The following is a 26,770-nucleotide window of genomic DNA, read 5'->3' as shown; positions in this document are numbered from 1 at the left end:
TGGTGGAACTGATCAAGCCCATCGCCATGGAAGAAGGCCTGCGTTTCGCCATCCGCGAAGGTGGCCGTACCGTCGGCGCCGGCGTGGTCACCAAGGTGATTGAATAAGGTTTCAACTTGCTGAGAGGGGGAGGCTTCCGGGCCTCCCCTTTTTTTGGTGCGGTGCTGCGTTAGCCTGAGGGCATGGCCAAACAGTTTCCAGCCATCGGCCCGGACCACCAGGTGTTCATCGAAAAGCAGCCGGTGTTTTTCGTCGGCACAGCGGCGCCGGACGGCCGGGTCAATGTCTCGCCCAAGGGCATGGACAGCCTGCGGGTGCTGGGACCCAACCGCGTGATGTGGCTGAACGTGACCGGCAGCGGCAACGAGACCGCCGCGCACCTGCTCAAGCTTCCGCGCATGACCCTGATGTTCTGCGCCTTCGAGGGTGCGCCGCTGATCCTGCGGCTGTACGGCACGGCCCGCATGGTTCAGTCTGGAGACGCGGAGTGGGCCGTTCTGTTCCGGCACTTTCCGCCCCTGCCTGCCGCCCGTCAGATCTACCTGATGGACGTCGATCTGGTGCAGACCTCCTGCGGGATGGCGGTGCCGCTGATGGACTTCCGGGAGGGACGCGAGAACCTGAACGAGGTTCACCGCAGGCTGACAGCTGGGCAACTGGAGGGCTACCGCCAGCGCAAGAATGCCCGGAGCATCGACGGTTTTCCCACCGGACTGCCGCCGGCCCCCGAAGCTCAGCTTTCCTGACCGCAGCCGCGGTGGACAGCCTGCCCGCGACGGTTTATACTCGTGTGTGTTGCCCGCCACCCCGGCGGGCTTTTACCAGCGAATGATCCTGTCAGGTCAAGGTGACCGGCGGCAGGCGCTGGGAGCAGTTCTCCCCTGAGACAGGAGGCTGCGAAAGGAGCGACCAACATGGCGAAAGACGGACCCCGCATTATCGTGAAGATGGAAAGCACCGCTGGCACGGGCTTCTACTACACCACCACCAAGAACCGCCGAAACACGCAGGCCAAGCTGGAACTGCGCAAGTATGATCCCATGGCGAAAAAGCATGTGGTCTTCAAGGAGAAAAAGGTCTAGATTCGGTTCCTTTCGGGGCGGCACACGCCACTCCAGAAACGCCGGTTTCAGACGTTTTCTCTCCCGCAGGTGAATGCATGAACTTGATTCAGTACTTCCGTGACTCGCGCGCCGAACTCTCGCGCGTGTCGTGGCCGACGCGCCAGCAGGTGTTCGAAGGCACGCAGGCCGTGCTGATCTTTGTCGTGGCCCTGTCCCTGATCGTGTGGGTGCTGGACCTGATCTTCAGCAACCTGATCACGCTGGTGCTGCCATGAGCATCGAATGGTACGCCGTGCACACCTACGTGGGTCAGGAAGACCGCGTGGAACAGCACCTGATGGACCGGGCCAGCCGACTGGGCATGCGCGGCACCAAGATCTTCCAGGTGCTGCAGCCCAGCGAGAAGGCCGTGGAACTGCGCGACGGCGGCAAGAAAGAAACCGTGGAGCGCAAGCTGTTTCCCGGCTACGTCTTTGTGCAGATGGACGTCGAGGACGACGACGCGCCCGGCGAGCTGGGCGAGTCGTGGGAAGTGGTGCGCGGCACCAGCGGCGTGACCGGGTTCGTGGGCACCGCCACCCGTCCGGTGCCGCTGTCCTACGAAGAGGTTCAGCGCCTGCTGTCCTCGGTGGGCGTGGGCGTGCAGCCCAAGGCCGCCGAAGCGCCCCGCGTCAAGGCCGATTTCAAGGCCGGCGACATGGTGCGCGTCACCGGCGGACCGTTTGCGGACTTCAGCGGCGTCATCAGCGAGATCAACGTGCCGCAGGCCAAGGTCAAGGTGCTGGTCAGCATCTTTGGCCGTGAGACGCCTGTGGAGCTGGATTTCGGCCAGGTGGCCCGCTAAACCGCGTCCTTTCCTGCCGCACTTGGCAGGAGGGGGCAGAACGAGTAAAATGAAAAAGTTGCTGCCAACCTGCCCACCCCGGGCAGCGCAGGCGGAACTTAGCGCCAGCACCCCAGCGCGGTCCTTTTTGGGACGTGGCACGGGGGAGCTAAGGAGTCGAAATGAAGAAAGTGACCGGTATCGTCAAATTGCAACTGCCTGCAGGCAAGGCCACCCCGGCCCCGCCTGTCGGCCCCGCGCTGGGTCAGTACGGCGCGAACATCATGGAGTTCACCAAGGCGTTCAATGCCCTGACCGCCGACAAGGGTGACGCGATCATTCCCGTGGAGATCACCATCTTCGCGGACCGCAGCTTCACGTTCATCACCAAGACCCCGCCCATGAGCTACCTGATCCGCAAGGCCGCCGGCCTGACCAAGGGCAGCCCCACGCCCAACAAGGCCAAGGTCGGCAAGCTGAACTGGGACCAGGTCCTGGAAATTGCCAAGACCAAGATGCCCGACCTCAACGCGGGCAGCGTGGAAGCCGCCGCCAACACCGTCGCGGGAACTGCGCGCAGCATGGGCGTTACCATCGAGGGAGGCCCCAATGCCTAAGCACGGCAAGCGCTACCGCGCACTGGAAGGGAAAGTCGACCGCGACAAGCAGTACACCATCGAGGAAGCGGCCGCCCTGGTCAAGGACATTGCCACGGCGAAGTTCGATGAGACGGTGGAGATTCACTTCCGTCTTGGCATCGACCCCCGCAAGAGCGACCAGAACGTGCGCGGCACCGTTTCGCTGCCGCACGGCACCGGCCGCAGCGTGCGCGTGGCAGTGATCACCAAGGGTGAAAACATTGCCGCTGCCGAGGCTGCTGGCGCGGACGTGGCAGGCGGCGACGAGCTGATCGAGCGCATCGCCGGCGGCTTCATGGACTTCGACGCCGTGGTGGCGACCCCGGATATGATGGCCTCGGTGGGTCAGAAACTGGCCCGTCTGCTGGGGCCGCGCGGCCTGCTGCCCAACCCCAAGAGCGGCACGGTGGGTCCTGACGTGACCGGCATGGTGTCCAGCCTCAAGGCCGGGCGCATCGAGTTCCGCAACGACAAGACCGGCGTGATCCATGCGCCCATCGGCAAGGCCAGCTTTGATCCGGCCAACCTGAGCGCCAACTACGCCGCGCTGGTCTCCGCGCTGGAAGGGGCCAAGCCCAGCAGCGCCAAGGGCGTCTTCCTGCGCACGGCGTTTCTGACCACCACGATGGGGCCAAGCATTCCGCTGAGCCTCAGCGCCAGCGCCCAGTCCTGACCACCTTCTGAGGGGGCGGCACGCCTTCCCCCTCATTCCTGATTTCCGGCACCCCGGTGCAACTTCGCACCTCTCCAATCCGTTTCTAGTGCGGCACCCAAGACAGCGGGGACCCTTGCCCGGTTTAAACATCCCGCCGAGTTGCCAGGCTGCGAAGCGCCCGAAGGCGAACTTGCACCTGCAGACTTGTTCAACCACGAGGAGGTTCACTGCGTGGCGAATCCCAAGAACGTGCAGACCCTCAGCACCCTCAAGCAGAGCCTGAATGAGATCGAGACGTTTTACGTCGTCGACTACCAGGGCCTGAGTGCCGGACAGCTGAGCAAACTGCGCAAAGACATCCGCGAGAAGGGCGGGCAGCTGATCGTTGCCAAGAACACCCTGATCGACCGCGCCCTTCAGGACGGTGGACGCGATTTCGCCGACACCCTCAAGGGACCCAGCGCCCTGGTGCTGGCCCACTCCGACCCCGCCGGGGTCGCCAAGGCCCTAGCCGACGCGGCCAAAGGCAACGACAAGGGCATTCCCTCCGTCAAGGGCGGATTCCTGGAAGGCAACAAGGTGGACGTGAGCGTCGTCAACCGTCTGGCCAGCCTGGGCAGCAAGGAAACCTTGCAGGCCGAACTGGTCGGCGTCCTCAGCGCCCACCTCAGCAACTTCGTGGGCATCCTCGAAGCGTACAAGACCAAGCTTGAAGAGGAAGGCGCGGGCGCCTAAGCGTCTGCTCCATCTTTTAAAAGCGTCTTCAACCCGACTCAGCATTAATTCCACCTCTGGAGGAACACCAACATGGCATACGACAAGCAGGCAATGATCGATCAACTCGGCACTCTGACCATCATGGAACTCGCGGACCTGATCGACGGCCTCAAGGAAACCTGGGGCGTCACGGCGGCCGTTTCGATGGGCGGCGGCGGCGCTGCTGCGGCCCCCGTGGCCGAAGAAAAGACCGAATTTGACGTTGTTCTGGTGAGCGCTGGCGCCAGCAAGATCAACGTCATTAAGGAAATCCGCGCCATCACCGGCCTGGGTCTGAAGGAAGCCAAGGACATGAGCGAGAAGGGCGGCGCCCTGAAGGAAGGCATCTCCAAGGACGAGGCCGAGAAGTTCAAGGCCCAGCTGGAAGCCGCTGGCGCCACCGTCGAACTGAAGTAAGGCTTTTCAGACACAGCCCCGTAACCGGGAGTGCAGCCCCCTGGCCCTTTGTGGCCGGGGGGTTTTTTGCGCTCAGGGCTGACTCCGGTTGTTCGTCAAGCCGTCGCCTGCTCTACCAGCATTGAAGCGTCACCGCCCAGCCGTGCCGCAGCCTCTGGCGGAAGGTCAGGGCAGGCGGCCAGCGGCGCCCGGAACCTCCAGCCCGGATGCCGGGCTACCGGCCACCTCTTCCCCTTTAGGGCTGGATGTCCGCCACCACCTGAAAATGTGCCTCGGTGTGGGCAGTGCGTCAGGCCTCGGGATCCTGGGCCACCAGATTCGGCACGGCGACGGCGGGCCAGCCCTCCAGTAGACCGGGATGGGCCAGACGCAACAGACCCAGAGAGCACTTCAGCGGGATACTCCGCAGCCAGACAACCCAGCACGGCGGCGGGCGTAGTGGGATGACCTACCACTTTTCCCCATGAATCTCTCCTGCCATAGCGTCAGCAATTCCTTAAGATCGTCTACACGCGCGGCGCAAAGTCTTTGTACTGGCGCGGCGCAGTCATGATTTCTCTGCGAAGGCCGGAGCGGCCAGATACAGCGCGTGGGTGCGGATATCGTCCGGCCAGTGCTGCACGCGGGCCTGAAACGCGGCGCCGTCGCCCGCGTACAGGGCGCGGGTGGCGTCCTCGTAGCCGGGCAGGTCACCGGCCAGCACGCCCAGAAAGCGGTCGGCAGCGCTCTGGGCCTGGCGGCAGCGTTCGCCTTCGGGATCGGCCTTGCGGGCCTCGTCAATCAGGCGGCGCAGCGCGGCCGATGCCCCGCCGCGCTGGCCCTCCAGCCACTCCCAGTGCCGGGGCAGCAGCGTGATCTCGCGGGCCACGACGCCCAGTCTGGGACGCCCCGGCCCAGCTCTGACGGGCGCAGGGGTATACCGCTCCAGCACCTCTGCCAGCGGGCCGCGCAGATCAAAGTCCACCTGCCGTCCGGTCTGGTCATCGAAGGTCAGGAGGGGCGGTGCGGCCTCTCGTTCGTGGGCTTTGAGAAAGGCCAGCACCTCTGGAAGTGGGGCGGTCATCAGGCGTTCGTGGCCTTGAAAAACGGTCAGTGTTGGTTCATCGCTCATCCGGACATTCTATCCGGGTAGAAAACCACGAGTCAATATCGTCCAGGTTATAAAAATGGCCTATCGGCTCACCCTGCAGTCGCCACTGCCCTCCCATCAGCCCTTTGAGACCGGGACCGGCGGCCCGCTACTCTGGCTGCTTCCCTGGGCAGAACAATTAGCAGCTATAGACAGCGCGGCCCACGGCCCCGCAACGACGTGCGTGGTGAGGCCAGCCTCTAGGGTCAGTCGCGTGCAGGACCGGGCCAGCAAACACACCGCCGCCCAGCCCAGGCGGGGGTTTACTTCAGCTCACGCCTCAACCCCGAGGCCAGATCAAACCACTCGCGTTCCTGGCGGCGGTACAGCGGGGTGGCGCGGCTCTCGGTCTTGGCGATGGCCGCCAGCACCGTCTGCGCCTCGGCGGCGCGGCCCTGCGCCACCAGATACGCGGCGTAGCGGGCGCGCGGTTCCTCGGTGGTGGTGGCGGTCATGGCCTCGCGGTAGGTGGCGTCGGCCTGCGCCTTGCCCTGGGCCTCCTGGGCCTGGGCCTGCAGGGTCAGGGCGCGGGTGCGGGTGGCGGCGCTGGTCTTGAGGTCCACGGCGTTCAGGCGCTTCTCGGCCTCGGCCGGGTTGCCACGGGCCAGATCAAGCTCGGCGCTGGTGAGCAGCACTACCGGATCGTCGGCGTAGATGCCGCGCAGCAGCGGATCGAGGGTGGCCTGTGCGTCCTCGTTGCGACCGGCGCGGGCCAGCAGCCCCGCCAGCCCTGCCCGGTTGGCCAGCGTATCGCTCTCCGAGAGCCGCTCACCCGCCTCGCGGATGCGGGTCTCCAGCGGCTTAAGGGCCTCCACGCCGCGCGACACGGCCTGCCCGGCCACCCGCCCGCTGCCACGCAGCGATGGAATCAGCACCAGGAAAGTGTAGGCCAGGGCGCCCAGCATGCCAAAAATACTGCCCAGCAACGCCCCGAAGCCCAGCAGGAACATCCAGAACATCGGCTGACGGGTCATGATGGCGTGCACCAAGCCCACCACCGCCAGCCCGCGCAGCACATTGAAGATCAGGGGAAGGTAGGGTTGGATGGCGTCCATTGGGCCCATGATACGGGGCAGGCCGCCGCGAAACAGGGGTATGGATTGCTGCCGGGGCCGCAGCGAAACGCCGGGCACGACGAGGTCTGGCAGCGTGGAGGTGAAGAAAGCCTCGTTCGGCAAGAGATCAACAAGAAAACGGTGATATGGCCCGTTCTAGAATCCGTTTCATGCCCAGGCCTCCCCTTTTCTGGCCACGACGGCCCACATGGCCGAGTCATGGCCGGGTGGGAGCGCCGTGAGGAGCGGACTTGACGGGTGAAGTGGCGAATGAAACCACACCGGGAACGCGCCGGGTCCTGAACCTCTCCCTGCTGCTGACCGTGGGTTTTGCGCTGGCCCACCTGCTCTGGACGGTGCTGGACCTGCGTGGAGAGGGCCTGAACTGGCCAGGAACGTCCTTCTCACTCGGCGTCCTGTACGCAGCCGCGCTGACCTGTGCGCTGGCGGCCCGCAAGCGCCGGGCCAGTGCGCCGGCCTGGCGCTGGATTGCCCTAGCGGTTGGCGTCTACGCCCTGGCGGACACGGGGTACGCGCTGGTGGAGGCGCGGGCCGGAACGGTGGTCACACCCTCCGTGCTGGACGCGGCTTACCTGGCGTTCTACGTGCTGTTCATGCTGGGCATTCTGGCACTGCCGCACCAGCCGCTGCGGCGGGCCGAGGCGTGGCGACTGACACTGGACACTGGCATTGTGGTGGGGGCACTGGGGGTGGCGCTGTGGTACGGCGCACTGGCCCTGATGCTGGGCGCCACCGAGGCAGGCCTGGCCAGCAAGCTCGTCAATCTGATGTACCCGGTCCTCGACCTCTGCGCCCTGGGCCTGCTGCTGACCGTTATCAGACGCGACGACCGTTTCCCGCTGGAAGGCGGGATGCTGGCGCTGGGCCTTGCCGCCTTTATCGCTGGCAACACGGTCTATCTGTTCATGGATGCCAACGGCGACTTCACGCTGGGCCTGCCTGTGGACCTGCTGTGGACGGCCGGCGCCCTGCTGTTTGCTGTGGCCGCCTGGAACTCGCGCCGGGGCACCCCAGCCAGCCGCCCACTGACCACCGTCACGCAGATCACCACCCGCCTTACCCGTCCGCTGTACGCGGCGGCCCCGTACCTGGGCCTTGCCGTCTGCTTTGCCCTGAGTCTGCACAGCCAGGACGAGAACACGCTGGCCGCCCACGGCACGCTGTGGGGGACCGCCGCCGTGACGCTGCTGGTCGCCATGCGGCAGATTGTGGCGCTGCGCGACAACACCGCGCTGACCGCGCAGCTGGCCGCCCTGAACGCCAGCCTGGAAAGCCGGGTGGCCGCCCGCACCGCCGAGGTCGAGCAGGGCCACGCCCAGCTGGAGGCCCACGCCCGCGAACTGGCGTGGCAGGCCCACCATGACCAGTTGACCGGCCTGCCCAACCGCGCCGGGTTCCTGATTGCCCTGGGCGAGGCGGTAGACCGCCAGACCCAGCCCGCACTGCCGGGAGAGGAGCCCGCGTCCCTGGCGGTGCTGTTTCTCGATCTGGACGGCTTCAAGACCGTCAACGACACGCTGGGACACACCGTGGGGGACCAGCTGTTGATCCGGGTGGCCGCCCGCCTGCGCGGCTCCCTGCAACCCGGCGAATTCACTGCCCGGCTGGGCGGCGACGAGTTCATGGTGTTGACCCCACAGCCTCCGGAAAGCCGGGCCCAGCAGGTGCTGGAGCTGTTCGCCGCCCCCTTTGACCTGGGAGACCGTCCGGTACGGGTCAGCGCGTCGGTGGGAGTCAGCGTGTACCCGGACAGCGGCCGGGACGCCGAGAGCCTGTACATGCACGCCGACGTCGCCATGTACGAGGCCAAACGGGCCGGCAAGGGGGCGGCGCGCGTCTTCATGCCCCCCGCGGACCGGGCCGCCCGCCTGCAGGCCGAAGTGGAAAACCAGCTGCCCGGCGCGCTGGAACGCGGCGAGTTCAGCCTGCATTACCAGCCCATCTACGGCCTCGCGCGGCAGATCACCGCCCTGGAGGCGCTGCTGCGCTGGGACAGCCCCGCACTGGGCCTGCTCTTCCCCGGTCATTTTCTGCCGGCAGCGCACGGGACCGGTCTGGACGGGGCACTGGACCGCTGGGCGCTGAACGAGGCCTGCGGGCAGCTCTCGCGCTGGCACGCAGCAGGCCACAGCGGGCTGCGCGTGGCCGTGAACCTGTCGCCGGCCCAGTTCGCGCACGCGGACTTTGTGGACACGGTCGACGCCGCGCTGGCCCGACACGCCCTGAGCGGCGCGGCCCTGGACTTCGAGATCGACGCGGCCCTGCTGGCCGGGCAGGAGGCCCAGGCCGCCGCCGTGATGGGTCAGGTCCGGGAACGGGGCGTCCGGTGGGCCCTGTGCGGCTTCGGGGCGCGGGATTCAGCCCTGGCGCCGCTGCTCCAGCTTCCGGTGGGTGTCCTCAAGATCGACCGCAGCATAATCGGGGCGCTGGACGGTCCGGCAGCGGTGCAGACACAGGCCCGTCGGGGGGTGCAGGCCATCACCGCGCTGGCGGGGGCGCTGGGCCTGGGCGTGATGGCCGAGGGGGTCGAGACCCGCGCGCAGTGGCAGGCCGCCCTGGCCCTGGGCTGTGACCATGCCCAGGGCTTCTGGCTGGGCCACCCGCAGAACGCGCTGAAGACCACGGCTCTTCTGGCCCACAGCCTGGAGCAACCGGTGCCGGACGCCCCGTCTCACGTCGTCTAGCGTCCGGCCCCCGGCGTTGATGCGTCACACTGTCTCGGTCAGCCCTTCCCACTCCGCAGTCATGGGCTGGCGTCTGGAGTCGGCGCGGGGCCACCGCCACCATGACTCAACCTGTCATCAGCGGGGCCAGCGCCGCCCGCAACGCGGCAGGCAGATCGACCGGGCGGCGCGAGTCGCGCCCAACGTAAACATGCACGAAGTGGCCCTGCGCCGCTGCCGCTGCCACCCCGTCCTGAAACACCGCCAGTTCGTACCGCACGCTGCTGCGGCCCGCCTTTGCCACCCGCACGCCCACGCTCAGCGCCTCAGGAAAGGCGACCGGGGCAAAAAAGGCGCAGCCCGTTTCTACCACCAGCCCGATCACCTCCCCCCCCGTCAGGTCCAGCGCCCCCTGACCGGCCAGGTAGGCGTTCACCGCCGTGTCGAAGTAGGCGTAGTAGGTCACGTTGTTGACGTGGCCGTACACGTCGTTGTCGGCCCAGCGGGTCTGGATGGGGTGGTGGTAGGGATACGCGGCGCGCGTCTGGGGGGTGGGGCGGGACATGGCCCCAGGCTAAGCCACCGGGGCAGGCGCACATGAACAGGCCGCCGCACCCCGGACCGCCGCCCCGGCCTGTCCTCCGCTATCCTGCGTCCCAATGCCGCGTTTCCTGCCCCTACTGTGCGCGCTGCTGTGTCTGGGCGGCGCGCCGTCTCCGGCGGCGCAGAAGGCGGCGGCGCCGCCCGCAGACCTGATCCTGCAGCGGGAACCCCCGCTCAGCGCAGGCGTGCGGCGGGTGCTGAGCGGCCTGCCTGCCGGCGTGCGGGCGGGCGTGCTGGTCCAAGACCTCACGACCGGCCGGGTGCTGCAGACCAGCCTGCCCGACACCCCCTTCATCCCCGCCAGCACCACCAAACTGGTGGTGGGCGCGGCGGTGCTGCAGGACCGGGGCGGCGCGGCCAGCTGGTGGAGCAGCGAGCTGACCGTTCCCGCCGCGCAGGTGGGCCGCGCCAGCGTGAAGGCCGTGACCCTACGCGGCAGCGGTGACCCCAGCCTGAGCGCGGCGGGCGACAGCTACAGCCTGCGCGCCCTGGCCAAACAGGCCCACGCCCACGGCCTGCGCGCCGTGGGTCAGGTCCGGCTGGACGACGCCCGCCTGGACCCAGACAGCTGGCAGGCCGCGCCCATCGACGTACCGATGACGGCCCTGCGTCTGGCGGAGTGGCACGACGCGCCGCCCACCACTCCCGCCACCGCCCACCAGCGGCTGGGCGCGGCCCTGATTGCCGAGTTGCGCCGCGCCGGAATCACGGTGACCTCGGACGAGGTGGGGCAGGCGGCCCCGTTCCGGCCCTATGCCCCGCCGCCGCGCACCGACGAACGTGGGCGGCCGTTGCCCCCTGGTCCGCTGACCCCGGTGGCCCGCCGCCCCGAGCAGGCCGTGGCCAGCGTGCGCAGTGGGCCGGTGGCGACGCTGGTAGCCGCCACCCTGCGGCCCAGCGACAACCTGCTGGCCGAGGAACTGCTGGCCACGCTGGCCCTGCGGCCGGCCGGCAACGGTACCCTCGCCGGCGCACTGGCGCGGGAGCGGGCGCTGCTGGGCCGCACCGGCGTGAACCTCACCGGCGTGGTACTGGCCGACGGCAGCGGCCTGAGCCGGGAAAACCGCCTGACGCCGCGTGCCCTGACCGATCTGCTGCGCGTGATGTACGCCCTGCCGTACCCGCTGTCCGGCACCCCGGACCAGGGCAGGGGCTTTCCTGACCGCCTGTACCACCAGCGCCAGAACGCCTTCGTCGAAGCCCTGCCCCAGGGTGGCACCGGCGAGAACGTCCCGGCCCACGACGGGCGCGGCGGCACGCTGGCACGGCGTTTTCTGGGCACCGGCCTGGACGTGCGGGCCAAGACCGGCACGCTGCCCGGCGTGAGCACGCTGGCCGGGTACGTGACCGCCAGCAGCGGGCGTCCGCTGGCCTTCGCGCTGATGATGAACGGCCCCCCCGACAGCCCGATCCTGAACCTGCGCGCCCTGCAGGACGAGGTGGTGGGCGTGCTGGCAGCGGAACACTGAGGGCCGTGGTGGGCGCGTACACTACGGGCCATGCGTCCCCTGCCCCTCCCCTTTCCCGATGAGACCGAAGCGCCGCACGTCACCGAACTGCGGTTTGCGGGCAGTGGCGTGACGGTGCGCGGTGCCTTCGAGCTCAACGAGTTCGCCACCCTGACCCCGGACAATCTGGAATTTCTGCGGCTCTACATCCGCGTGCGCGGCAACCTCAAGGAGGTCGAGCGCGTGCTGGGCGTGAGCTACCCCACCGTGCGCGCCCGCTTCGACACGCTGCTGCGCGCGATTGGTTACGAGCCCGAACTGGCCGACCCGCAGGCCGAGATCCTGAGCAGCCTGGAGCGCGGCGAGATCACCCCGGACGAGGCGGCCCGCAAGCTGCGGCGCTAGCCCGCCGCAGCGCCCTTGACCGGACCCCTTTCACCGACTATAGTTCTGTGGCTGGGAATCGAGGCGTAGCGCAGCCTGGTAGCGCACTACCTTGGGGTGGTAGGGGTCGTGAGTTCAAATCTCGCCGCCTCGACCAGCAAAGACCTGCTCCTCCGTGAGTGGGTCTTTTTTTTTGGCAAAGATGGGGAGGCGTGGCCTGGCGGCCAGCCCCCCTTCTTTTTTTTGATGCACCCAGCGTGTCCCGCCGTCCGGCAGAGGTCAGGGCGGGACACGCCGTTTCGCCGCCCCTCTCCCCTGAACCGCCCATGCCGCCGCGCCCTCCCTGGACCAGGTGCAGTACTGTGCCGGGAACGGTCCAACGCGCCGCGCCGTTCGGGGACGGGCGCTACAGTGCGGCCATCCACACCGCGCCTCACCCGCGCCCGCCCGGTTCCCGTCTCTCCCCCACCCCACCGGAGGCCCCCCGATGACGCATCCCACATCCAGCGACCACATCGACAACGTGCTGCATGAGACCCGTGTGATTCAGCCGCCCGCCGACTTTGCGGCGCAGGCGCAGGTCACGCGCGAGGAGTACGACCGCCGCTACCGTCAGAGCCTGGACGACCCCGATACATTCTGGGCCGAGGTGGCCGGAGAACTGACCTGGATGACCCCCTGGGAACAGGTGCTGGACTGGCAGGAGCCGCACGCCCGCTGGTTCGTGGGCGGCCAGACCAACATCGCCTACAACGCGCTGGACCGTCAGGTGGAACGCGGCCTGGGCGGCAAGCGGGCCTTTGTCTGGGAGGGCGAGGACGGTGAGGTCCGCACCTTCACGTATGCCGAACTGCTGCGCGAGGTCAAGCAGGCCGCCAACGCCATGCTCGCGCTGGGCGTGCAGACGGGCGACCGCGTGACGCTGTACCTGCCGCTGGTGCCGGAGGCGGCGATTGCCATGCTGGCCTGCGCCCGCATCGGCGCGGTACACAGCGTGGTGTTCGGCGGCTTTTCCGTCTCGGCGCTGAGCGACCGCATGAACGACGCGGCCAGCAAGCTGCTGATCACCGCCGACGCGGGCCTGCGGCGCGGCGGGCTGGTAAATCTCAAGGCCAACGCCGATGAGGCCGCCGGGAAGACGCCCACCCTGGAGCATATGCTGGTGGTCAACCGCGCGGGCTCGAATCCGCCCATGCAGCCGGGCCGCGACGTGTGGTGGCACGAGGCGCTGGCCGCCGCGAGCGACGAGCACGAGGCCATGCCCCTGGACAGCGAGCACCCGCTGTTCGTGCTGTACACCTCCGGCAGCACCGGCAAGCCCAAGGGCGTGCTGCACACCACCGGCGGCTACATGGTGGGCACCTACCTGACCACCGACACGGTGTTTGACCTGAAAGATGACGACGTGTTCTGGTGCACCGCCGACGTGGGCTGGGTCACCGGCCACAGCTACAGCGTGTACGGCCCGCTGCTGAACGGCGCAACCGTGATGCTGTACGAGGGCGCACCCAACCACCCCGACTGGGGCCGCTTCTGGGCCATCGTGCAAAAGCACCGGGTCACCATCCTGTACACCGCGCCCACCGCTATCCGCGCGCTGATGCGTCAGGGCGACGCCATTCCCGCGCAGTACGACCTGAGCAGCCTGCGCCTGCTGGGCTCGGTGGGAGAGCCGATCAACCCGGAAGCGTGGATGTGGTACGCCCGCGTGATCGGCGGGGACCGCTGCCCGGTGATCGACACCTGGTGGCAGACCGAGACCGGCTCGATCATGCTGACCACCCTGCCCGGCGCACACCCGGCCAAGCCCGGCAGCGCGGGCCTGCCGATGTACGGCATCGAGCCTGCGATCATGACCCGCGCGGGCGAGGAGCTGGGACCGAACGACGGCGGCCTGCTGGTCATCAAGCGCCCGTGGCCCAGCATGCTGCGCACCGTATACGGCGACGACGAGCGCTACCGCAAAACGTACTGGGGCGAGATTCCGCATGTGTACTTCGCCGGGGACGGCGCGCGGCGCGACGCCGACGGCTACATCACCGTGATGGGCCGGGTGGATGACGTGCTGAACGTCTCCGGACACCGGCTGGGCACCATGGAGATCGAGTCGGCGCTGGTGGCCCATCCCAGCGTGGCCGAGGCCGCCGTGGTGGGCCGGCCCGACGACATCAAGGGCGAGTGCGTGGTGGCCTTTGTACTGCCGCAGGGCGAGCAGACAGTGGACCCGGCGGCCCTGCGCGCCTATGTGACCCGCGAGATCGGTGCGCTGGCCCGTCCGGACGCGATCTACATCGCCGACGCCCTGCCCAAGACCCGCAGTGGCAAGATCATGCGCCGCTTCCTGCGGCAGATCGCCGCAGGCCGGGCCATCGAGGGCGACACCAGCACCCTGGAGGACCCCGGCGTGCTGGACCGGCTGGCCGAGACGCCAGCGGTCTAGGCCACCAGCAGGATGGCCGCCTCCTTCCTGCTGGCCGTGCTGCCGCCGCCGGAACTGGCCACCCGCCTTCAGGCGTTCCGCGCTGCCCACCACCTCCAGGACGCCGCCGCCGTGCCGCACCTGACCGTCAAGGCCCGCAGCGGTCTGTCGCCGGGGCTGGAGTGGCAGCAGACCCTGCGCGCGGTGGTGGCCCGGCACGCGCCGCTGCCGGCGACCCTCGGCGGGCCGCGCCTGTTCGGCAACGGCACGGCCCTGTACGTGCAGGCCCGCAGCCCGGCGGCGGTGGCCCTGCACGTGGCGTTGCTGGACGCCCTGCGGGAGCGGCAGGACCGGGTGCGTTTCTTTGGCTACGAGGGGCCGGGATTGACGCTGCACCTCTCGCTGGCGCTTCAGCGGCGCGGCGTGGCCCTGCCGGACGTGCTGAGGGCGGCACAAACCGAATTCGCCGATCTGGAGGGGCACCCGCTGGGCTTCACTGCCGACGCCGTGACCCTAATGCACAAACCGGGTCCGGGCGGATTCTATGCGCCACTGGAGAGCTGGCCGCTGCTTGCCGGGGCCCAGGTTGCCGGGGCGCAGGCGGGACGTCCGGCACGCCCGCCTGCGCCACAATGACCCCATGCACGAGACGGAAGTGGTGGGCCTGAACGTCCAGCGGCGGCGACGGGGGTGGCCGACGCTGGACATCGGGCCGTTTTTCATGTTTTTCGGCATCGCCGGCACGGACCACGGGCGCGAGGCCCGCATGGAGCGGCGGTTCGAGCAGGAATACTTCTCGAACGCGGTGACGCTGCATCTGGCCTCTGCCCTGTCGCCGGGCACCTACGCCCTGCACGGTCTGCCCGAGGAGGCCAACAAACGTGGCTGGACGGTGGGGCCGCAGGGCGGCAATCCCACCGGCCACCTGAGCGCAGACGGTCTCGACGAGTTGCGTGGGTGGATGCGCCGCACCCCCAGCCAGCGGGACCGCCGCGTGCGCCCCGAGCGCATGTTGCCGCCAGCCTGAAGCCCAGTCCGTACCGACCCGTACCGACGGCCCGCCGGATGTGTCGTTTACTGCGGCCATGAACACCCTGATTCTGGGCGCCACCGGCGGCATCGGCGCGGCGACGGCCCGCGCCCTGGCCGCAGCGGGCGCAAAGTTGACCCTCAGCGGGCGCGACGAGGCCCGGCTCTCGGCCCTGGCTGCCGAACTGGGCGCGGCCTCCAAAGTCGCCGATGTGGGCTACGAGAGCCACGTCAAGGCGCTGTTCGAAGGTCTGGAGAATCTGGAGACCCTGGTCTACGCGGTGGGCGCGGCCCTGCCCGAACCGCTGAAGGACGCGGACCCCGGCCGGGTGCGGGCGGTGTGGAACGCCAACTATTTTGGGGCGCTGTGGGTCCTGAAGCACGGGCTGGGGCGCATGAACCGGGGCGGGCGGGTCTACCTGCTGGGCGCCCGCCCGGAACTGGTCACGGCGCGCGGCTTCTCGCAGTACGCCGCGAGCAAGGCGGCCCTGGCCCGCGCCGCCGAGATCGCCCGCCTGGAGACGCGCGGCGTGACAGTGGCGCTGGTGCTGCCCCCTGCGGTGGACACCGGGTTGTGGACTCAGGTGGGCCAGGCGCCGAAAGGGGCGATCTCGCCGGAAGACGTCGCACGCGCCATCGCTGCCGACCGTGCCGGAACAGGCGAGACGGAACTGCGGGTGTCCGGCTGACCCGGTGTGAAGCCCGCCGGAAAGCAACCTCCGGCATGGTCTGGGGCGCGGCCTGCCCTAGACTCGGTCCATGAGCGTCACTCAGAACAGTGAACGGGTCCAGATTGGCCCTGAAGCCGACCTGCCCGAGGGCTTCCAGACCACCGTGGAGCTGGACGGCGTCAGCGTGCTGGTGCTGCGCCACGAGGGCCAGTTCTACGCCCTGCGCAACAACTGCACGCACCAGGATTACCCGTTGCAGGGCGGCGAGGTCAGCATGGCCCGCATCACCTGCCAGAAGCACGGCGCAAAGTTTGAGCTGGCGACGGGCAAGGCTAAATCCCTGCCCGCCGTGAAGCCCGTCCGGCTGTTCAGAACCGAGGTCGAAGGCGGCATGGTGTACGTCTCGCCGCTGTAGCAGGGAGACAGGGGGCGTCGGGCCAACTGTGCCCGCACCCCCTTCAGTCTCAGCCGTGAACTAGCGCTGGTTGCCGCTGATCTCGTCAGCCAGTTCTTCTGACTGCCCCGGCGGCAGGTCGCCGGGCTGCTCGCGCACGTGCGGCGATACCTCCTCGCTGGGCGGGGTGTAGCCGGGGTTCTGGTCAGGATTAACCAGCGGGTACGGATCCAGGGCCGCCGCCGGGTTAACGCCGATGCCCGCCGTGGGCACCACCTCGTCGAGGGCTTCACCGCCCAGGCCTTCCACGGTCTGTGCCCCGGCGAACTCGGGGTTTTCAGGGGTGTGCTCCATGGCCTCGACATCACGCGTGACCAGATGATCGTACCTATCCGTTACTTCATGCGCGGAAGGTGTGGCCGGCGGCGCACCCTGACCGTGGTCGGCACTGCCCACGCGGTCATCCGCCGGCGTGGTGGTGTAGACCACGGCGTGATCATCCTTATGATCGGGCGTGTCAAAGCCAGTCACCGCGCCGGTGCGCCCGTCGGTTTCGGGGCCAATCACGTTGGGGTCTGGGGCCTGTGTTCTGCGCTCGTCACTCATGCCCCAGTGTGTCCCCAGCCCTTCTGAAGCGGATGCGAACAGCCTTCCCGGTTTCTTGAGGCTCCCGGACACGGCATCCTCAGCCCAGCAGGATCAGCACCTCGCCGTGGCCCTCCTCCTGCGCCAGCTCGGCAGCGCTGCGGCCCTCCCCGGTCAGGTCGCCGGGCCGCGCCCCGTGCGAGAGCAGCAACCTTACCAGTTCGGCGTTGCCGTTCTGCGCCGCGCCCATCAGCGGGGTGAACCCGCCCTGCTGCGCGGCGTTCACGTCCGCGCCGGCGTCCATCAGCGTGCGGACCAGCCCGGCGTGGTTTCCGGCCACCGCCGAGTGCAGCGGCCCCACCCGCATGGCGTTGCGGCTGACCGTGTTGACGTCGGCCCCGCGTGACAGCAGCAGCGCCGCCACGGCCTCCTGCCCGAAAAAGGCCGCGAGGCCCAGCGGTGAGAAGCCGTCGGGACTGGCCGCATTCAGCAGGGCGGCGTCGGCGTCCAGCACCTCCCGTACGCGCTCCGCCTCACCGATGGCCGCCGCCTCGAAGATGTCCAGCGCCGCGCCCTCCTCCACCAGCACGCGGGCCATGGCGGGGTGGTGGTAATAGGCGGCGAACAGCACCGGGGACACGCCCATGGGACTGACCGCCCCCAGCAGCGTGCGGTCCTGACGGATCAGGTCGCGCACCGCCTGCCCGTCACCCGCGCGGATCGCCAGAAACAGGTCCTTCTCGGAGGCAGTGGTCACGCTAATTCCTGGCCCGGACCACCACGGCGATGCCCATGCCGCCGCCGATGCACAGGCTGGCCACCCCGGTTTCCTTGCCCGTGCGCCGCAGCGCATGAATCAGCGTGACCAGCACCCGCGCCCCGGAAGCGCCGATGGGGTGGCCCAGCGCAATCGCGCCGCCCGTGATGTTCACCCGCGCCGGGTCCGCGCCCAGATCGCGCAGCACGGCCAGCGACTGCGCGGCGAAGGCCTCGTTCAGCTCCAGCAGGTCCACCTCGGCCAGGGTCAGACCGGCCCGCTCCAGCGCGATGGGCACGGCCCTGGCCGGACCAATGCCCATCACCTGCGGGTCGACGCCGATGGCCGCGTAGCTGCTGAGCTCGGCCAGCACGCTCAGGCCGTGGGCCGCCGCGTAGTCCTCGGTTGTCACCGCCAGCATGGCCGCGCCGTCGTTCAGGCCGCTGGCGTTGCCTGCCGTCACCGTGCCGTCCTTCTTGAAGGCCGGGCGCAACTTGGCCAGCGCCTCCGCCGAGGTGGCGCGGGGGTACTCGTCGGTGTCGACGGTGGTGGGGCCCTTCCGGCCCGGCACCTCGACAGGGACCAGCTCGTCGGCAAAGTGTCCGCCCGCCAGCGCGGCGGCGGCGCGGTTCTGGCTTTCCAGCGCAAAGGCGTCCTGCTCCTCGCGGGTAATCCCCCACTGTGCGGCGATGTTCTCCGCCGTGATGCCCATGTGGTAGTCGTTAAACACGTCGGTCAGGCCCTCGCTCAGGATGCTGTCGAGCATCTGCGCGTGGCCCAGGCGGTAGCCCTCGCGGGCGCGGGGCAGCAGGTAGGGGGCGCGACTCATCGACTCGGTGCCGCCGGCCAGATACAGCTGGCCGTCGCCCGACCTGAGGCCCTGCGCGGCGCTGATCACCGCCTGAAGGCCGCTGCCGCACACGCGGTTGACCGTCAAGCCCGGCACGTGCTGGGCCAGTCCCGCGCCCAGCGCCACCTGCCGCGCCACGTTCATGCCCACGCCCGCCTGCAGCACGTTGCCCACGATCACGTCGGCGATGTCGTCGCCGGGCAGCCCCCCGGCCACCGCCCGCGCCGCCGCCACGCCCAGTTCAGCGGCGGACACGTCTTTCAGGCCGCCCAGGAAGCTGCCGATAGGCGTGCGCCGGGCCGCCACGATCACGATTTTGCTTGGGTTTTGAGTCATGGCCCGAGTCTAGCGGGAGCGGGCCGCACCCGTCGCCCAGGGGCGGCCCCGCCCGCGCTACATCACGCTCTCGCCCTCGCGCAGCAGGATCGGCCCACTGAAGGCGGCGGGCAGCCATTCGGTCTGTTCGTGGATGGCCCCCGGCGGACAGGACCGCAGGCAGGCCATGCAGCCGGTGCAGGCCGAGAGGTTCAGCAGCAGGCGAACGCTGCCGTCATCCCCTATCTCACGGTCGATGGCGTCGGTCGGGCAGACGTTGTGGCACACCGGGCAGTCGATGCAGGTGTCGTCCACCACCGGCGCGGGCCAGTGGACCGGGGCGTCTGCGGCAGGGGCAGGTTTCAGGGCCAGCCGGCGCCATTTCCACTCCTCGGGGGTGCGTTCCTCGGGCTCGCTCCAGTCCACGAAGGGCAGCGGCGACTCGGGAATGCTCTGGGCCAGTTGCGCCTTGCCGGCCCGGAACAGCGCCCCGAACGCGCCGCGCCGCGACACCCGCACCGCCCGTTCGGCGTCGCCTGGGGTGGCGGCGCGCACGGTGATGCGGGCAGGCTGGCCGGTGGCCGCACGCAGGCGCTGGGTCTCGGCCACCACCGCGTCCAGCCGCTCCGGCACGTCCGGCGCACCGACCGGGCAGGTCTCACACTCGCCGTGAATCAGCGTGAGCGGGGTGCCCCATGCGCCCGCCGCCGACAGCACCGCCGGGGTCACGCGGCCCAGGCAGGGCAGTTGCGGGCCGCCCGCGCCGCTCTGGGGACAGGTCAGGCTGGCCTCACCCTCGCCGGCGGCTGCGCCGTCCTCGGCCTTCTGATCCCGCACGCTCTGCAACGTCCCCTGCAGGCTGTATTCCAGCGCCCCCGTCGGGCACGCCTGGACGCAGATGCCGCAGCCGGTGCAGGCGTCGGCGTCGATCTGGATGGCCGAGCCCACCAGCCCGGTCAGGACGGCGTTGTGCGGGCAGACGTCGCGGCAGATGTCGCAGCCGCCCACCGCCTGACGTTCCAGCAGGCAGCGCGGCGGCGTGTAGCGCGGGACGAGGTTGCCGGAATCGTCGAGGCGGGAGAGGAGGCCCTGAAGCATGGGGGGAGTCTACGCGTCGGCAGACGGCAGCAAGAGGATTGCACCCACCGATGGGGGTCAACAGACAGGCCAGCGGAAAAGCCGAACCCGGTCTGCGGCCCACTACACTCCTGTTCATGATTCCCTCCCGCCTGTCCGGCTGGCTGCTGGCCCTGCCCGCGCTGGTGTTCACGGCGCTGCTGCTGGCCGTGCCGCTGGGGCGCACGCTGGCCGAGGGCGGCGTGAACTTGGGCGTGTGGCGCGATCCGTACTTCCTGGGACGACTGGGCTGGACCCTGACGCAGGCCGGCGGCACGGCGCTGCTGGCGCTGCTGATCGGCGCGCCGCTGGCGTACCTGCTCTCCAGGGCCGACGTTCCGGGCAAGCGGCTGTTTCTGCGGCTGCTGCTGCTGCCCTTCGTGACGCCCACGCTGGTGGCGGTGCTGGGCCTCTCGGCGCTGCTGGGACCGCGCGGCTGGCTGACCACGCTGACGGGAGTGGACGTCAGCGACACGCCCGCCCTGATCATTCTGGGCAACCTGTTTTTCAACCTGCCGGTGATGATCCGCCTGGCCCACGGGGGGTTCTCGCGGGTGCCCCCGCATCTGATCGGCGCGGCGCGGACGCTGGGCGCGAGCGGCTGGCAGGCGGCCCTGGGTGTGGCGCTGCCGCTGGCGCTGCCGGGGCTGGCGGCGGGGCTGGTGCTGGTCTTTCTGTACTCGGCCCTGAGTTTCGGACTGCCGCTGGCGCTGGGCGGCGAGCAGTACGCGACGCTGGAGGTGGAGATCTACACCCTGACCGCCCTGCAACTGCGCCTGTCCGAGGCCAGCGCGTTGATCGCGGGCCAGCTGCTGCTGACGCTGGTGGCAACGTGGGCCTACACCGGGTTAACCCGCGGCGGAACGGGGGTGCCGGCGGGCGGCCTGCCCCCGGCGCGGGGCAGCGTGCGGGCGGGCATCCTGGGGCTGGGCGCCGTGACGCTGCTGGTCTGCTTCGCGCCTCTTGTGGCGGTGGTGGCGCGGGGGCTGCTGGGTTCGGCGGGGCCGACGCTGCTGTACTGGCAGGGCATCCTCGCGGACCCCGATACGCCGCTGCTGCTGGGCAACACCCTAAGATTCGGGGCGATGGCGCTGGTGGGCGCCACCCTGCTGGGCGGGCTGTACGCGCTGGGGGCGTGGCTGGCGCGTTCGCGGGTGCTGGATCTGATCTCGCTGCTGCCGCTGATGGTCTCGCCCGTGTCGCTGGCGGTGGGCTACCTGCTGGCGTACCCGGCGCTGGCGGCCACGCTGCCCATGCTGATCGCGGCCTACACGCTGCTGGCGCTGCCGCTGGTGGTGCGCTCGGTGCTGCCCGCGCTGCGGGCGCTGCCGCCCCGGCTGTTCGAGGCCGCCCGCACCCTGGGTGCCGGCCCGCTGGCCGCCCAGCGCACGGTCACGCTGCCGCTGACGCTGCCGGCCCTGCGCGGCGGCGCGGCACTGGCCCTGGCCACCGTGCTGGGCGAGTTCGGTGCCACGCTGGTGCTGACCCGTCCCGAGTGGGCCACCCTCAGCGTGGGCCTGTATGACCGCCTGGGCCGCCCCGGCGAGCGCAATCTGGGCGAGGCGTGTGCCCTGGCCACCGTGCTGCTGCTGCTGTCGGCCACGGCCTTCACGGTGCTGGACGGCGGCGAGGGGGAAGTGACGTGACGCCGATGTTCAGCAGCAGCAGGGCAGGCAGTGGTGAACGCGGGGCGCTAGGTTGAGCGACGTGCTCCCCCCCGCCCTCACCACCCATCACCTTTCCAAGTCCTACGGCCCCGTGCAGGCGGCCAGGGACGTGTCCCTCACCGTGGGGGCGGGCGAGACCCTGGCCCTGCTCGGCCCGTCAGGCTGCGGCAAGAGCACGGTGCTGCGGATGGTGGCGGGCCTGGAACGCCCGGACGCGGGGCGGGTGGAGGTAGGTGGGCGCGATGTGACGGGGCTGCCGCCGGAAGCGCGGCACATCGGGCTGGTGTTTCAGGACTACGCGCTGTTTCCGCACCTGAGCGTGCTGAACAACGTGGCCTACGGCCCCCGGATGCGCGGCGCGGCGCGGGCCGAGGCGCACCGGCGGGCGCAGGAGGCGCTGGCGCTGGTCAACCTGACCGAACTGGCCGCCCGCACACCGGGGCAGCTGTCCGGCGGACAGGCCCAGCGGGTGGCGCTGGCCCGCGCCCTGGCGACGAATTCGCCGCTGCTGCTGCTGGACGAGCCGCTGAGCAATCTGGACGAACGCCTGCGGGCCGAGCTGAGAAACGATCTGCGCGACCTGTTCCGGCGCGTCGGCGCGGGCGTGCTGCTGGTGACCCACGATCAGCGCGAGGCGCTGGCGCTGGCCGGACAGGTGGCGGTGATGCGGGCCGGGCAGCTCGTGCAGACCGGCGCAGCGCGTGAGGTTTTTGACCGGCCCGCGACGGCGTGGGTGGCCGCTTTCCTGGGCTGGGCGAATGTGCTGGTGCGCGGGAGCGGTCAGGCGCTGCTGGTTCCCGAGGACGCTGTGCGGCTGGGCGAGGGCGAGGCTTTTCCCGTGACCTCCCGCCACACCACCGAGGCCGGCGAGACGGTCACGGTGGCGCACCTGCTGGGACCACTGACCCTGAACCTCAGCGCGCGGGAGGTGGGGCTGCTGGGGGGTGAGGGGCTGCGAATGGAGGTGGACGAGGGGCGACTTCGGACGGTGACCGATGACCGGGACTGACCGAGGTGTCATATTGTAGGGTCACCGTCACCACGCCCCTCACCTCTGGAGGACACGCGGATGAAGAACCTACAGTGGAAGCGCAACCTCAGCCTCTCGGCGACCATGCTGGGTACCCTGGCCGGCGCGCAGACCTACAGTGGCCCCAAAGCCGTGGTGTACATCGGAGACAAGTGGTGCCGGGGAGGCTACTGTTCCGGCAGCGTCTACGCCGCCTTCGAGGAGGCCATGAACAGGGCGCTGACCGCCAGCGGCTACGTGGAGGCCGTGCGCAAGGAAGACGGTGCACCCCTTCAGATGGCAGGAGGCGTCACTGATGTCAGCAGCAGCAGCAGCGTCTGCCTGCCGTTCGTGGGCTGCCTGCGCGGCAAGACGGTGCGCGCCAGCATGGAACTGACCGACGCGGCCAGCGGCACGGTTAAATGGAACGAGAGCTGCGAGGGCACCAGCGGCGGCGTCAGCGCCTGGGGCTGGTGGGGCGGCAGCGTGTACCTTGACAGTGACGAGGGCAAGGCGGTGGCCGACTGCGCCGGGAAACTGGTGCAGAAGCTGACCGCCAGCGGCGCGCTGACCCCGTATCTGGGCCAGACCGGGCCAGTCCAGGCGGTGGCCGCACCGGCGGCGGCCCCAGCCTCTCCCGTTGCCCCAGCCGCCCAGACCAGTCAACCCGTCGAGCAGCTGGGCAGCCTGCTCAAGACCCTGGCCTTTGCGGACATGAACGCGCTGTTTACCAGCGATCCCTACAACCCGGTCAAGGTCAAGGAGCTGAACGCGGCGGCCACCAGCGCCACCCTGGCCAGCGCCTCAGGCGTGCAGTTCAAGGTCACGTCCACCGAGAACGCCGGGGCGTACACGCTGGTCGGCGTGACCTACACGCTGCCCGGCGGCCAGGAAAAATTCGTGCAGCTGGCCGTCACGGCGGACCCCAGCCTCAACCCGCGCGGCGGCACGCGCCTGCTTTACCTGTCGGCCTTCAATCCGCTGCGAACCTCCACCCCGGCGCTGGACGGGCTGAGCCGCAACGTGGAGACCCTGCTGGGTGACCTGCACGCAGCGCTGGGACTGCCGGGGCTGTAGGGCACTTTGGGGCCGGGGCGCGGCGGTGAAGCCGCTACACTGCCCCGGTGATCGCCTGGATTCTGGTCGGCGGGCGGCTGACGCTTACGCCTGCGCTGGACACCCTGCCGCGCCCCACCCTGGTGGTGGCGGCGGACGGGGGCGCACGCCACGCGGCGGGTCTGGGGGTGGCGGTGGACGCCTGGGTGGGCGACTTCGACTCCTCGGAGGGCGTGACGGTGGACGCCCCACGCGAGGTGCATCCGGCGGCCAAGAATGAGACCGACGCCGAACTGGCCGTGCGTGTGGCGCTGGGGCGCGGGGCCACCGAACTGGTGTTCCTGGGGGCCTTCGGCGGGCGCTTTGACCACGCGGCGGCCCTGCTGCTGGGCGGCGTGCGGCTGGCGCGCGAGGGCCGCCGCGTAACCCTGAGCAGCGGCGACGAGTGGGCCTGGCCGCTGCTGCCCGCCTCTCCCCTGTCGCTGGCACTGCCCCCCGGCGTGACCCTGAGCGTGGTGGCGTGCCACGACCTGCGCGGCCTGACCCTGAGTGGGGTGCGCTGGCCGCTGCACGGCGCGGCGGTCCCGCTGGGCAGCGGCTGGACAGTCAGCAACGAGACCAACGGGGAGACCGTGACCGCCGCCCTGCAAGGGGGCTACGCGCTGATCACGGCCTTGTGGAGCGGGGCGCCAGTCCCCGGTTAAACTTCGGCTTTACAGCCTGACCACCATCTTCCCGGTGTTCTGGCCGTCCAGCAGGCCCATGAACGCGCCGGGCATGTGGTCAATGCCCTCCACCACGGTTTCGTCGTACTGCAGTTCGCCGGACGCGATCCAGCCGCCCACCTCCTGCACGAACTGGGCGTACCGGTGGCTGTAGGTGCCGACGATGAAGCCCTTGAGGGTCAGCTGCTTGCCAATCGCCAGCGCCAAGTTGCGCGGGGCGCTGGGAGCCTCGGTGGCGTTGTACTGGCTGATGGCCCCGCACAGCGCCGCCCGCCCGAAGGTGTTGAAGGCGAACAGCGCGGCCTCCAGATGATCGCCGCCCACATTGTCGAAATACACGTCGATACCGTCCGGCGCGGCCTCGCGCAGCAGCTTGGTGACGGAGCCGTCCTTGTAATTGAAGGCGGCGTCGAAGCCCAGGGTGCCGGTCAGGTGCGACACCTTGTCGGCGGACCCGGCGCTGCCAATCACGCGCCCGGCCCCCTTGAGGCGGGCGATCTGGCCCACGGCGCTGCCCACCGCGCCTGCCGCGCCCGACACGAACACCACGTCGTCCTGCTTGAACGCGGCAACGTCCAGCAGGCCCGCGTAGGCGGTCAGGCCGGGCATGCCCAGAATGCCCAGGTAGGCGCTGGGCGAGACGCTCTGCATCGCGTCCACCTTGCGCGCCGCCTTCGCCGGCAGCAGCGCGTGGGTGCGCCACCCCTGATCGTGCAGCACCAGATCGCCCACGCTCAGGCCGTCCGCGCCCGAGGCGATGACCTCGCCCACCGCGCCGCCGGTCATGGTCTCGTTCAGCGCGAAGGGGGGCGTGTAGGACTTGACGTCGTTCATGCGCCCGCGCATGTAGGGATCAACGCTCAGAAACAGATTGCGGACCAGCACCTCGCCCTGCCTCGGCTGGCCCAGCTCGCGGTCCACCAGCGCGAAGTCGCTGTCTTTGGGCGCCCCCTGGGGACGGGCGGCCAGTTGGATCTCGCGGGACATCGTCTTCTGTGAAGTCGTCATGGGGGTATTGGGCTGCCTGTGGGCCGCCACCAATGTGATGGACACTCCAATCAGCGTCGGTTCATGCGTCCGGGCTGGCGGCGGCGGCCCTGCGGACCAGCGGCAGAATGGTCAGTCCCTGCACGGCAATCGTGAACAGCACGATGGCGTAGGTCACGGTCACGATATGCGTACGGTACGGGCTGGCAGGCAGACTCAGGGCCAGACTGATGGCAATGCCGCCGCGCAGACCGCCCCAGGTCAGCAGCCGCACGGTGTACGCACCGTAGCCCTCGCGGGCACGGACCAGCGCGAAAGGCAGAGCGACACTGATCCAGCGGGCGGCCAGCGCCACGACAATCAGCACGGCGCTGGCGATCAGCTGCGCGCCGGTGGTGCGGGTCAGCAGCACGTCCAGCCCGATAAAGGCAAACAGCAGAATGTTCAGCACCTGTTCGGTGGTCTCCCAGAAGCTCTCCACCAGTTCCCCGGTTTCCTCGCCGAACACCTCCTGTCGGTTGGCCGAGATCACCAGACCTGCCACCACCATCGCCAGCGGACCGCTGATTTCCAGCGCCGCGGCGGCCACGTAGCCGCCCACCACCACGGCCAGCGTGACCAGAATTTCGACGGCGTGCTGGTGGATGCTCCGCAGCAGGCGGTAGCCCGTCATACCCAGCACGGCCCCGAACAGGAGCCCTCCGCCCGCCTCTCGCAGAAACAGGACCAGGACGTCCAACGCGCCCACATCACCGTCATGCCGCCCACCGCTGCCGGCAATGCCGGCCAGGGCCAGAAAGATCACCACGCCGACGCCGTCGTTGAACAGGCTTTCTCCGGCAATCAGCGTCTCAATTCTGGCCGGAACCCTGGCCCGCTTCAGCAGATCCAAGACCGCCACCGGATCGGTGGGGCTGATCAGCGCCCCGAACAGCAGCGCCCAGATCAGCGGCACATCCAGGCCCACCCACCTAAAGACAAAATACGCCGCGAAGCCGATCAGGAAGGTACTGATCAGCGTGCTGAGAAAGGCCAGGGTCAGGATGCTGCCACGCTGGCGCAGCAGTTGCCGGGCGTCCAGACTTAATGCACCCGCGAACAGCAGCACGGCCAGAATACCGTTGAGGACAAAATTGGTGAAGTTCAGCGTTTTGAGCAGTTCCGCCGCCCAGCCGCGCACGCCGGGAATCAGCCCCAGCGCATCCAGCGCAATCAGCACGATGCTCGCCAGCGCCCCTGACAGCGTGACGCCCACAGTGGTGGGGAAGTGGACAAAGCGTTCGTTGAGATACGCCAGCAGCGCCGTGACGCACAGCAGCGTGGCGAAGGCGGTCAGCATCGACTCAAGGATAGAGCGTCGGCAGAAGGCTGCACGTCATCTTCTGCGGCAGGCCCGACCCAGCCTTCGCTGTTCAGGTCAAAGGTGTCGCCGCAGCCGGAGCAGAGGCCCCGCGCTTAATCAGCGGACTGACGACATTCAACACGCCGTTGTGCCCTTTGCGATCAATGTTCCGTTCGGTGGCGACAGCCTGCC

The 26,770-nt window shown here is 69.3% G+C and carries 30 protein-coding genes and 1 tRNA gene; 22 read left to right on the top strand and 9 right to left on the bottom strand.

The window, feature by feature from the left end; genetic code table 11:
* The 9 genes from IEY31_RS12590 to rplL all read left to right on the top strand — a co-directional run.
* Positions 1–107, top strand: a 107-nt coding sequence (locus IEY31_RS12590; RefSeq protein ID WP_188972491.1) for an EF-Tu C-terminal domain-related protein, incomplete at its 5' end; no start/stop codon positions are given.
* 75 nt (positions 108–182) lie between these two features.
* Entirely contained in the window at positions 183–746 is a 564-nt protein-coding gene (locus tag IEY31_RS12585) for a pyridoxamine 5'-phosphate oxidase family protein (RefSeq protein ID WP_188972488.1), read from the top strand.
* A gap of 168 nt (positions 747–914) precedes the next feature.
* Entirely contained in the window at positions 915–1,082 is a 168-nt protein-coding gene (gene rpmG / locus IEY31_RS12580) for a 50S ribosomal protein L33 (RefSeq protein ID WP_029479293.1), read from the top strand.
* A gap of 77 nt (positions 1,083–1,159) precedes the next feature.
* Positions 1,160–1,339, top strand: a complete 180-nt coding sequence (secE, locus tag IEY31_RS12575) for a preprotein translocase subunit SecE (RefSeq protein WP_188972486.1) — start codon at positions 1,160–1,162, stop codon at positions 1,337–1,339.
* The gene (gene nusG / locus IEY31_RS12570; protein ID WP_188972484.1) at positions 1,336–1,908 is read left to right on the top strand and encodes a transcription termination/antitermination protein NusG; all 573 of its coding nucleotides are present in this window, start codon (positions 1,336–1,338) and stop codon (positions 1,906–1,908) included. Before secE ends, nusG begins: the two co-directional genes overlap by 4 nt.
* Before the next feature lie 161 nt (positions 1,909–2,069).
* Positions 2,070–2,504: a 50S ribosomal protein L11 gene (gene rplK, locus IEY31_RS12565; RefSeq protein ID WP_188972482.1), complete on the top strand. Its 435-nt coding sequence runs from the start codon at positions 2,070–2,072 to the stop codon at positions 2,502–2,504.
* Positions 2,497–3,198, top strand: a complete 702-nt coding sequence (gene rplA, locus IEY31_RS12560; protein ID WP_188972479.1) for a 50S ribosomal protein L1 — start codon at positions 2,497–2,499, stop codon at positions 3,196–3,198. The genes rplK and rplA overlap by 8 nt, the downstream gene beginning before the upstream one ends.
* A gap of 213 nt (positions 3,199–3,411) precedes the next feature.
* Positions 3,412–3,915, top strand: a complete 504-nt coding sequence (gene rplJ, locus IEY31_RS12555; protein ID WP_188972477.1) for a 50S ribosomal protein L10 — start codon at positions 3,412–3,414, stop codon at positions 3,913–3,915.
* A gap of 72 nt (positions 3,916–3,987) precedes the next feature.
* Complete coding sequence (rplL, locus tag IEY31_RS12550; RefSeq protein WP_188972475.1) at positions 3,988–4,353, top strand: 50S ribosomal protein L7/L12; 366 nt, start codon at positions 3,988–3,990, stop codon at positions 4,351–4,353.
* Positions 4,354–4,900: 547 nt separating this feature from the next.
* Here rplL and IEY31_RS12545 read toward each other — a convergent pair.
* Entirely contained in the window at positions 4,901–5,464 is a 564-nt protein-coding gene (locus tag IEY31_RS12545) for a DUF2239 family protein (RefSeq protein ID WP_188972473.1), read from the bottom strand.
* A gap of 281 nt (positions 5,465–5,745) precedes the next feature.
* Positions 5,746–6,537 carry a hypothetical protein gene (locus IEY31_RS12540; protein WP_188972471.1) on the bottom strand — a complete coding sequence of 264 codons (792 nt, stop codon included), beginning with the start codon at positions 6,535–6,537 and terminating at the stop codon, positions 5,746–5,748.
* Positions 6,538–6,788: 251 nt separating this feature from the next.
* On the opposite strand from IEY31_RS12540, the gene IEY31_RS12535 reads away from it, so the two are divergent.
* Positions 6,789–9,242 carry a putative bifunctional diguanylate cyclase/phosphodiesterase gene (locus IEY31_RS12535; RefSeq protein ID WP_188972469.1) on the top strand — a complete coding sequence of 818 codons (2,454 nt, stop codon included), beginning with the start codon at positions 6,789–6,791 and terminating at the stop codon, positions 9,240–9,242.
* Positions 9,243–9,348: 106 nt separating this feature from the next.
* Here IEY31_RS12535 and IEY31_RS12530 read toward each other — a convergent pair whose 3' ends face one another.
* Positions 9,349–9,786 (bottom strand): acyl-CoA thioesterase, encoded by a 438-nt coding sequence (locus tag IEY31_RS12530; RefSeq protein WP_188972467.1) that lies wholly within the window; start codon positions 9,784–9,786, stop codon positions 9,349–9,351.
* A gap of 94 nt (positions 9,787–9,880) precedes the next feature.
* Between IEY31_RS12530 and IEY31_RS12525 the strand changes: the two genes are divergently transcribed.
* From IEY31_RS12525 to IEY31_RS12490, 8 genes are all read left to right on the top strand, one after another.
* On the top strand, positions 9,881–11,293 hold the full coding sequence (locus IEY31_RS12525; protein ID WP_188972465.1) for a D-alanyl-D-alanine carboxypeptidase/D-alanyl-D-alanine-endopeptidase: 1,413 nt from the start codon (positions 9,881–9,883) through the stop codon (positions 11,291–11,293).
* A 30-nt stretch (positions 11,294–11,323) separates the two neighbouring features.
* Positions 11,324–11,677 carry a DUF2089 domain-containing protein gene (locus tag IEY31_RS12520; RefSeq protein ID WP_029477771.1) on the top strand — a complete coding sequence of 118 codons (354 nt, stop codon included), beginning with the start codon at positions 11,324–11,326 and terminating at the stop codon, positions 11,675–11,677.
* 59 nt (positions 11,678–11,736) lie between these two features.
* A tRNA-Pro gene (locus tag IEY31_RS12515) sits at positions 11,737–11,813 on the top strand.
* A 330-nt stretch (positions 11,814–12,143) separates the two neighbouring features.
* On the top strand, positions 12,144–14,096 hold the full coding sequence (gene acs / locus IEY31_RS12510) for an acetate--CoA ligase (RefSeq protein ID WP_188972463.1): 1,953 nt from the start codon (positions 12,144–12,146) through the stop codon (positions 14,094–14,096).
* Between the two features lie 12 nt (positions 14,097–14,108).
* Positions 14,109–14,711, top strand: coding sequence for a 2'-5' RNA ligase family protein (locus tag IEY31_RS12505; protein WP_188972461.1), 603 nt, complete (start codon positions 14,109–14,111; stop codon positions 14,709–14,711).
* 4 nt (positions 14,712–14,715) lie between these two features.
* Complete coding sequence (locus tag IEY31_RS12500) at positions 14,716–15,102, top strand: hypothetical protein (RefSeq protein WP_188972460.1); 387 nt, start codon at positions 14,716–14,718, stop codon at positions 15,100–15,102.
* A gap of 58 nt (positions 15,103–15,160) precedes the next feature.
* Complete coding sequence (locus IEY31_RS12495) at positions 15,161–15,793, top strand: SDR family NAD(P)-dependent oxidoreductase (protein WP_188972458.1); 633 nt, start codon at positions 15,161–15,163, stop codon at positions 15,791–15,793.
* A gap of 70 nt (positions 15,794–15,863) precedes the next feature.
* Entirely contained in the window at positions 15,864–16,190 is a 327-nt protein-coding gene (locus IEY31_RS12490) for a non-heme iron oxygenase ferredoxin subunit (protein ID WP_188972456.1), read from the top strand.
* A 60-nt stretch (positions 16,191–16,250) separates the two neighbouring features.
* Here the strand turns inward: IEY31_RS12490 and IEY31_RS12485 are convergent, their stop codons facing one another.
* The 4 genes from IEY31_RS12485 to IEY31_RS12470 form a co-directional block, all read right to left on the bottom strand.
* Positions 16,251–16,775: a hypothetical protein gene (locus IEY31_RS12485; protein WP_188972454.1), complete on the bottom strand. Its 525-nt coding sequence runs from the start codon at positions 16,773–16,775 to the stop codon at positions 16,251–16,253.
* A gap of 79 nt (positions 16,776–16,854) precedes the next feature.
* Positions 16,855–17,511 carry an ankyrin repeat domain-containing protein gene (locus IEY31_RS12480; protein WP_188972452.1) on the bottom strand — a complete coding sequence of 219 codons (657 nt, stop codon included), beginning with the start codon at positions 17,509–17,511 and terminating at the stop codon, positions 16,855–16,857.
* A 1-nt stretch (position 17,512) separates the two neighbouring features.
* On the bottom strand, positions 17,513–18,697 hold the full coding sequence (locus IEY31_RS12475; RefSeq protein WP_188972450.1) for an acetyl-CoA C-acetyltransferase: 1,185 nt from the start codon (positions 18,695–18,697) through the stop codon (positions 17,513–17,515).
* 57 nt (positions 18,698–18,754) lie between these two features.
* On the bottom strand, positions 18,755–19,774 hold the full coding sequence (locus IEY31_RS12470; protein ID WP_188972449.1) for a 4Fe-4S binding protein: 1,020 nt from the start codon (positions 19,772–19,774) through the stop codon (positions 18,755–18,757).
* A gap of 116 nt (positions 19,775–19,890) precedes the next feature.
* Here IEY31_RS12470 and IEY31_RS12465 point away from each other — a divergent pair, with 116 nt between their 5' ends.
* From IEY31_RS12465 to IEY31_RS12450, 4 genes are all read left to right on the top strand, one after another.
* A complete protein-coding gene (locus tag IEY31_RS12465) occupies positions 19,891–21,438 on the top strand; it encodes an ABC transporter permease (protein WP_188972447.1) in 1,548 nt (515 codons plus the stop codon).
* Between the two features lie 61 nt (positions 21,439–21,499).
* A complete protein-coding gene (locus IEY31_RS12460; RefSeq protein WP_229723571.1) occupies positions 21,500–22,468 on the top strand; it encodes an ABC transporter ATP-binding protein in 969 nt (322 codons plus the stop codon).
* 60 nt (positions 22,469–22,528) lie between these two features.
* A complete protein-coding gene (locus IEY31_RS12455; RefSeq protein WP_188972445.1) occupies positions 22,529–23,545 on the top strand; it encodes a hypothetical protein in 1,017 nt (338 codons plus the stop codon).
* 47 nt (positions 23,546–23,592) lie between these two features.
* On the top strand, positions 23,593–24,228 hold the full coding sequence (locus IEY31_RS12450; protein ID WP_188972442.1) for a thiamine diphosphokinase: 636 nt from the start codon (positions 23,593–23,595) through the stop codon (positions 24,226–24,228).
* A 9-nt stretch (positions 24,229–24,237) separates the two neighbouring features.
* On the opposite strand, the gene IEY31_RS12445 is transcribed toward IEY31_RS12450, so the two are convergent.
* Both IEY31_RS12445 and IEY31_RS12440 read right to left on the bottom strand, forming a co-directional pair.
* The gene (locus tag IEY31_RS12445) at positions 24,238–25,257 is read right to left on the bottom strand and encodes an NADP-dependent oxidoreductase (RefSeq protein WP_188972440.1); all 1,020 of its coding nucleotides are present in this window, start codon (positions 25,255–25,257) and stop codon (positions 24,238–24,240) included.
* Between the two features lie 61 nt (positions 25,258–25,318).
* The gene (locus IEY31_RS12440; protein ID WP_188972438.1) at positions 25,319–26,575 is read right to left on the bottom strand and encodes a cation:proton antiporter; all 1,257 of its coding nucleotides are present in this window, start codon (positions 26,573–26,575) and stop codon (positions 25,319–25,321) included.
* Positions 26,576–26,770: the final 195 nt, after the last annotated feature.

Source organism: Deinococcus aerolatus (assembly GCF_014647055.1).
Lineage (GTDB): Bacteria > Deinococcota > Deinococci > Deinococcales > Deinococcaceae > Deinococcus > Deinococcus aerolatus.
Note: the sequence above shows the minus strand (reverse complement) of the source record. Positions and strands in the feature narration are given on the sequence as shown.

What these genes read in the sequence shown, in the direction of transcription:
- IEY31_RS12440 (WP_188972438.1), bottom strand. Translation starts at nt 26,575, where the DNA reads ATGCTGACCGCCTTCGCCACGCTGCTGTGCGTCACGGCGCTGCTGGCG.
- IEY31_RS12485 (WP_188972454.1), bottom strand. Translation starts at nt 16,775, where the DNA reads ATGAGTGACGAGCGCAGAACACAGGCCCCAGACCCCAACGTGATTGGC.
- rplA (WP_188972479.1), top strand. Translation starts at nt 2,497, where the DNA reads ATGCCTAAGCACGGCAAGCGCTACCGCGCACTGGAAGGGAAAGTCGAC.
- IEY31_RS12530 (WP_188972467.1), bottom strand. Translation starts at nt 9,786, where the DNA reads ATGTCCCGCCCCACCCCCCAGACGCGCGCCGCGTATCCCTACCACCAC.
- nusG (WP_188972484.1), top strand. Translation starts at nt 1,336, where the DNA reads ATGAGCATCGAATGGTACGCCGTGCACACCTACGTGGGTCAGGAAGAC.
- IEY31_RS12495 (WP_188972458.1), top strand. Translation starts at nt 15,161, where the DNA reads ATGAACACCCTGATTCTGGGCGCCACCGGCGGCATCGGCGCGGCGACG.
- acs (WP_188972463.1), top strand. Translation starts at nt 12,144, where the DNA reads ATGACGCATCCCACATCCAGCGACCACATCGACAACGTGCTGCATGAG.
- IEY31_RS12585 (WP_188972488.1), top strand. Translation starts at nt 183, where the DNA reads ATGGCCAAACAGTTTCCAGCCATCGGCCCGGACCACCAGGTGTTCATC.
- IEY31_RS12500 (WP_188972460.1), top strand. Translation starts at nt 14,716, where the DNA reads ATGCACGAGACGGAAGTGGTGGGCCTGAACGTCCAGCGGCGGCGACGG.
- IEY31_RS12490 (WP_188972456.1), top strand. Translation starts at nt 15,864, where the DNA reads ATGAGCGTCACTCAGAACAGTGAACGGGTCCAGATTGGCCCTGAAGCC.
- rplK (WP_188972482.1), top strand. Translation starts at nt 2,070, where the DNA reads ATGAAGAAAGTGACCGGTATCGTCAAATTGCAACTGCCTGCAGGCAAG.
- secE (WP_188972486.1), top strand. Translation starts at nt 1,160, where the DNA reads ATGAACTTGATTCAGTACTTCCGTGACTCGCGCGCCGAACTCTCGCGC.
- IEY31_RS12470 (WP_188972449.1), bottom strand. Translation starts at nt 19,774, where the DNA reads ATGCTTCAGGGCCTCCTCTCCCGCCTCGACGATTCCGGCAACCTCGTC.
- rplL (WP_188972475.1), top strand. Translation starts at nt 3,988, where the DNA reads ATGGCATACGACAAGCAGGCAATGATCGATCAACTCGGCACTCTGACC.
- IEY31_RS12505 (WP_188972461.1), top strand. Translation starts at nt 14,109, where the DNA reads ATGGCCGCCTCCTTCCTGCTGGCCGTGCTGCCGCCGCCGGAACTGGCC.
- IEY31_RS12525 (WP_188972465.1), top strand. Translation starts at nt 9,881, where the DNA reads ATGCCGCGTTTCCTGCCCCTACTGTGCGCGCTGCTGTGTCTGGGCGGC.
- rpmG (WP_029479293.1), top strand. Translation starts at nt 915, where the DNA reads ATGGCGAAAGACGGACCCCGCATTATCGTGAAGATGGAAAGCACCGCT.
- IEY31_RS12475 (WP_188972450.1), bottom strand. Translation starts at nt 18,697, where the DNA reads ATGACTCAAAACCCAAGCAAAATCGTGATCGTGGCGGCCCGGCGCACG.
- IEY31_RS12540 (WP_188972471.1), bottom strand. Translation starts at nt 6,537, where the DNA reads ATGGACGCCATCCAACCCTACCTTCCCCTGATCTTCAATGTGCTGCGC.
- IEY31_RS12445 (WP_188972440.1), bottom strand. Translation starts at nt 25,257, where the DNA reads ATGACGACTTCACAGAAGACGATGTCCCGCGAGATCCAACTGGCCGCC.
- IEY31_RS12455 (WP_188972445.1), top strand. Translation starts at nt 22,529, where the DNA reads ATGAAGAACCTACAGTGGAAGCGCAACCTCAGCCTCTCGGCGACCATG.
- IEY31_RS12545 (WP_188972473.1), bottom strand. Translation starts at nt 5,464, where the DNA reads ATGAGCGATGAACCAACACTGACCGTTTTTCAAGGCCACGAACGCCTG.
- IEY31_RS12520 (WP_029477771.1), top strand. Translation starts at nt 11,324, where the DNA reads ATGCGTCCCCTGCCCCTCCCCTTTCCCGATGAGACCGAAGCGCCGCAC.
- IEY31_RS12465 (WP_188972447.1), top strand. Translation starts at nt 19,891, where the DNA reads ATGATTCCCTCCCGCCTGTCCGGCTGGCTGCTGGCCCTGCCCGCGCTG.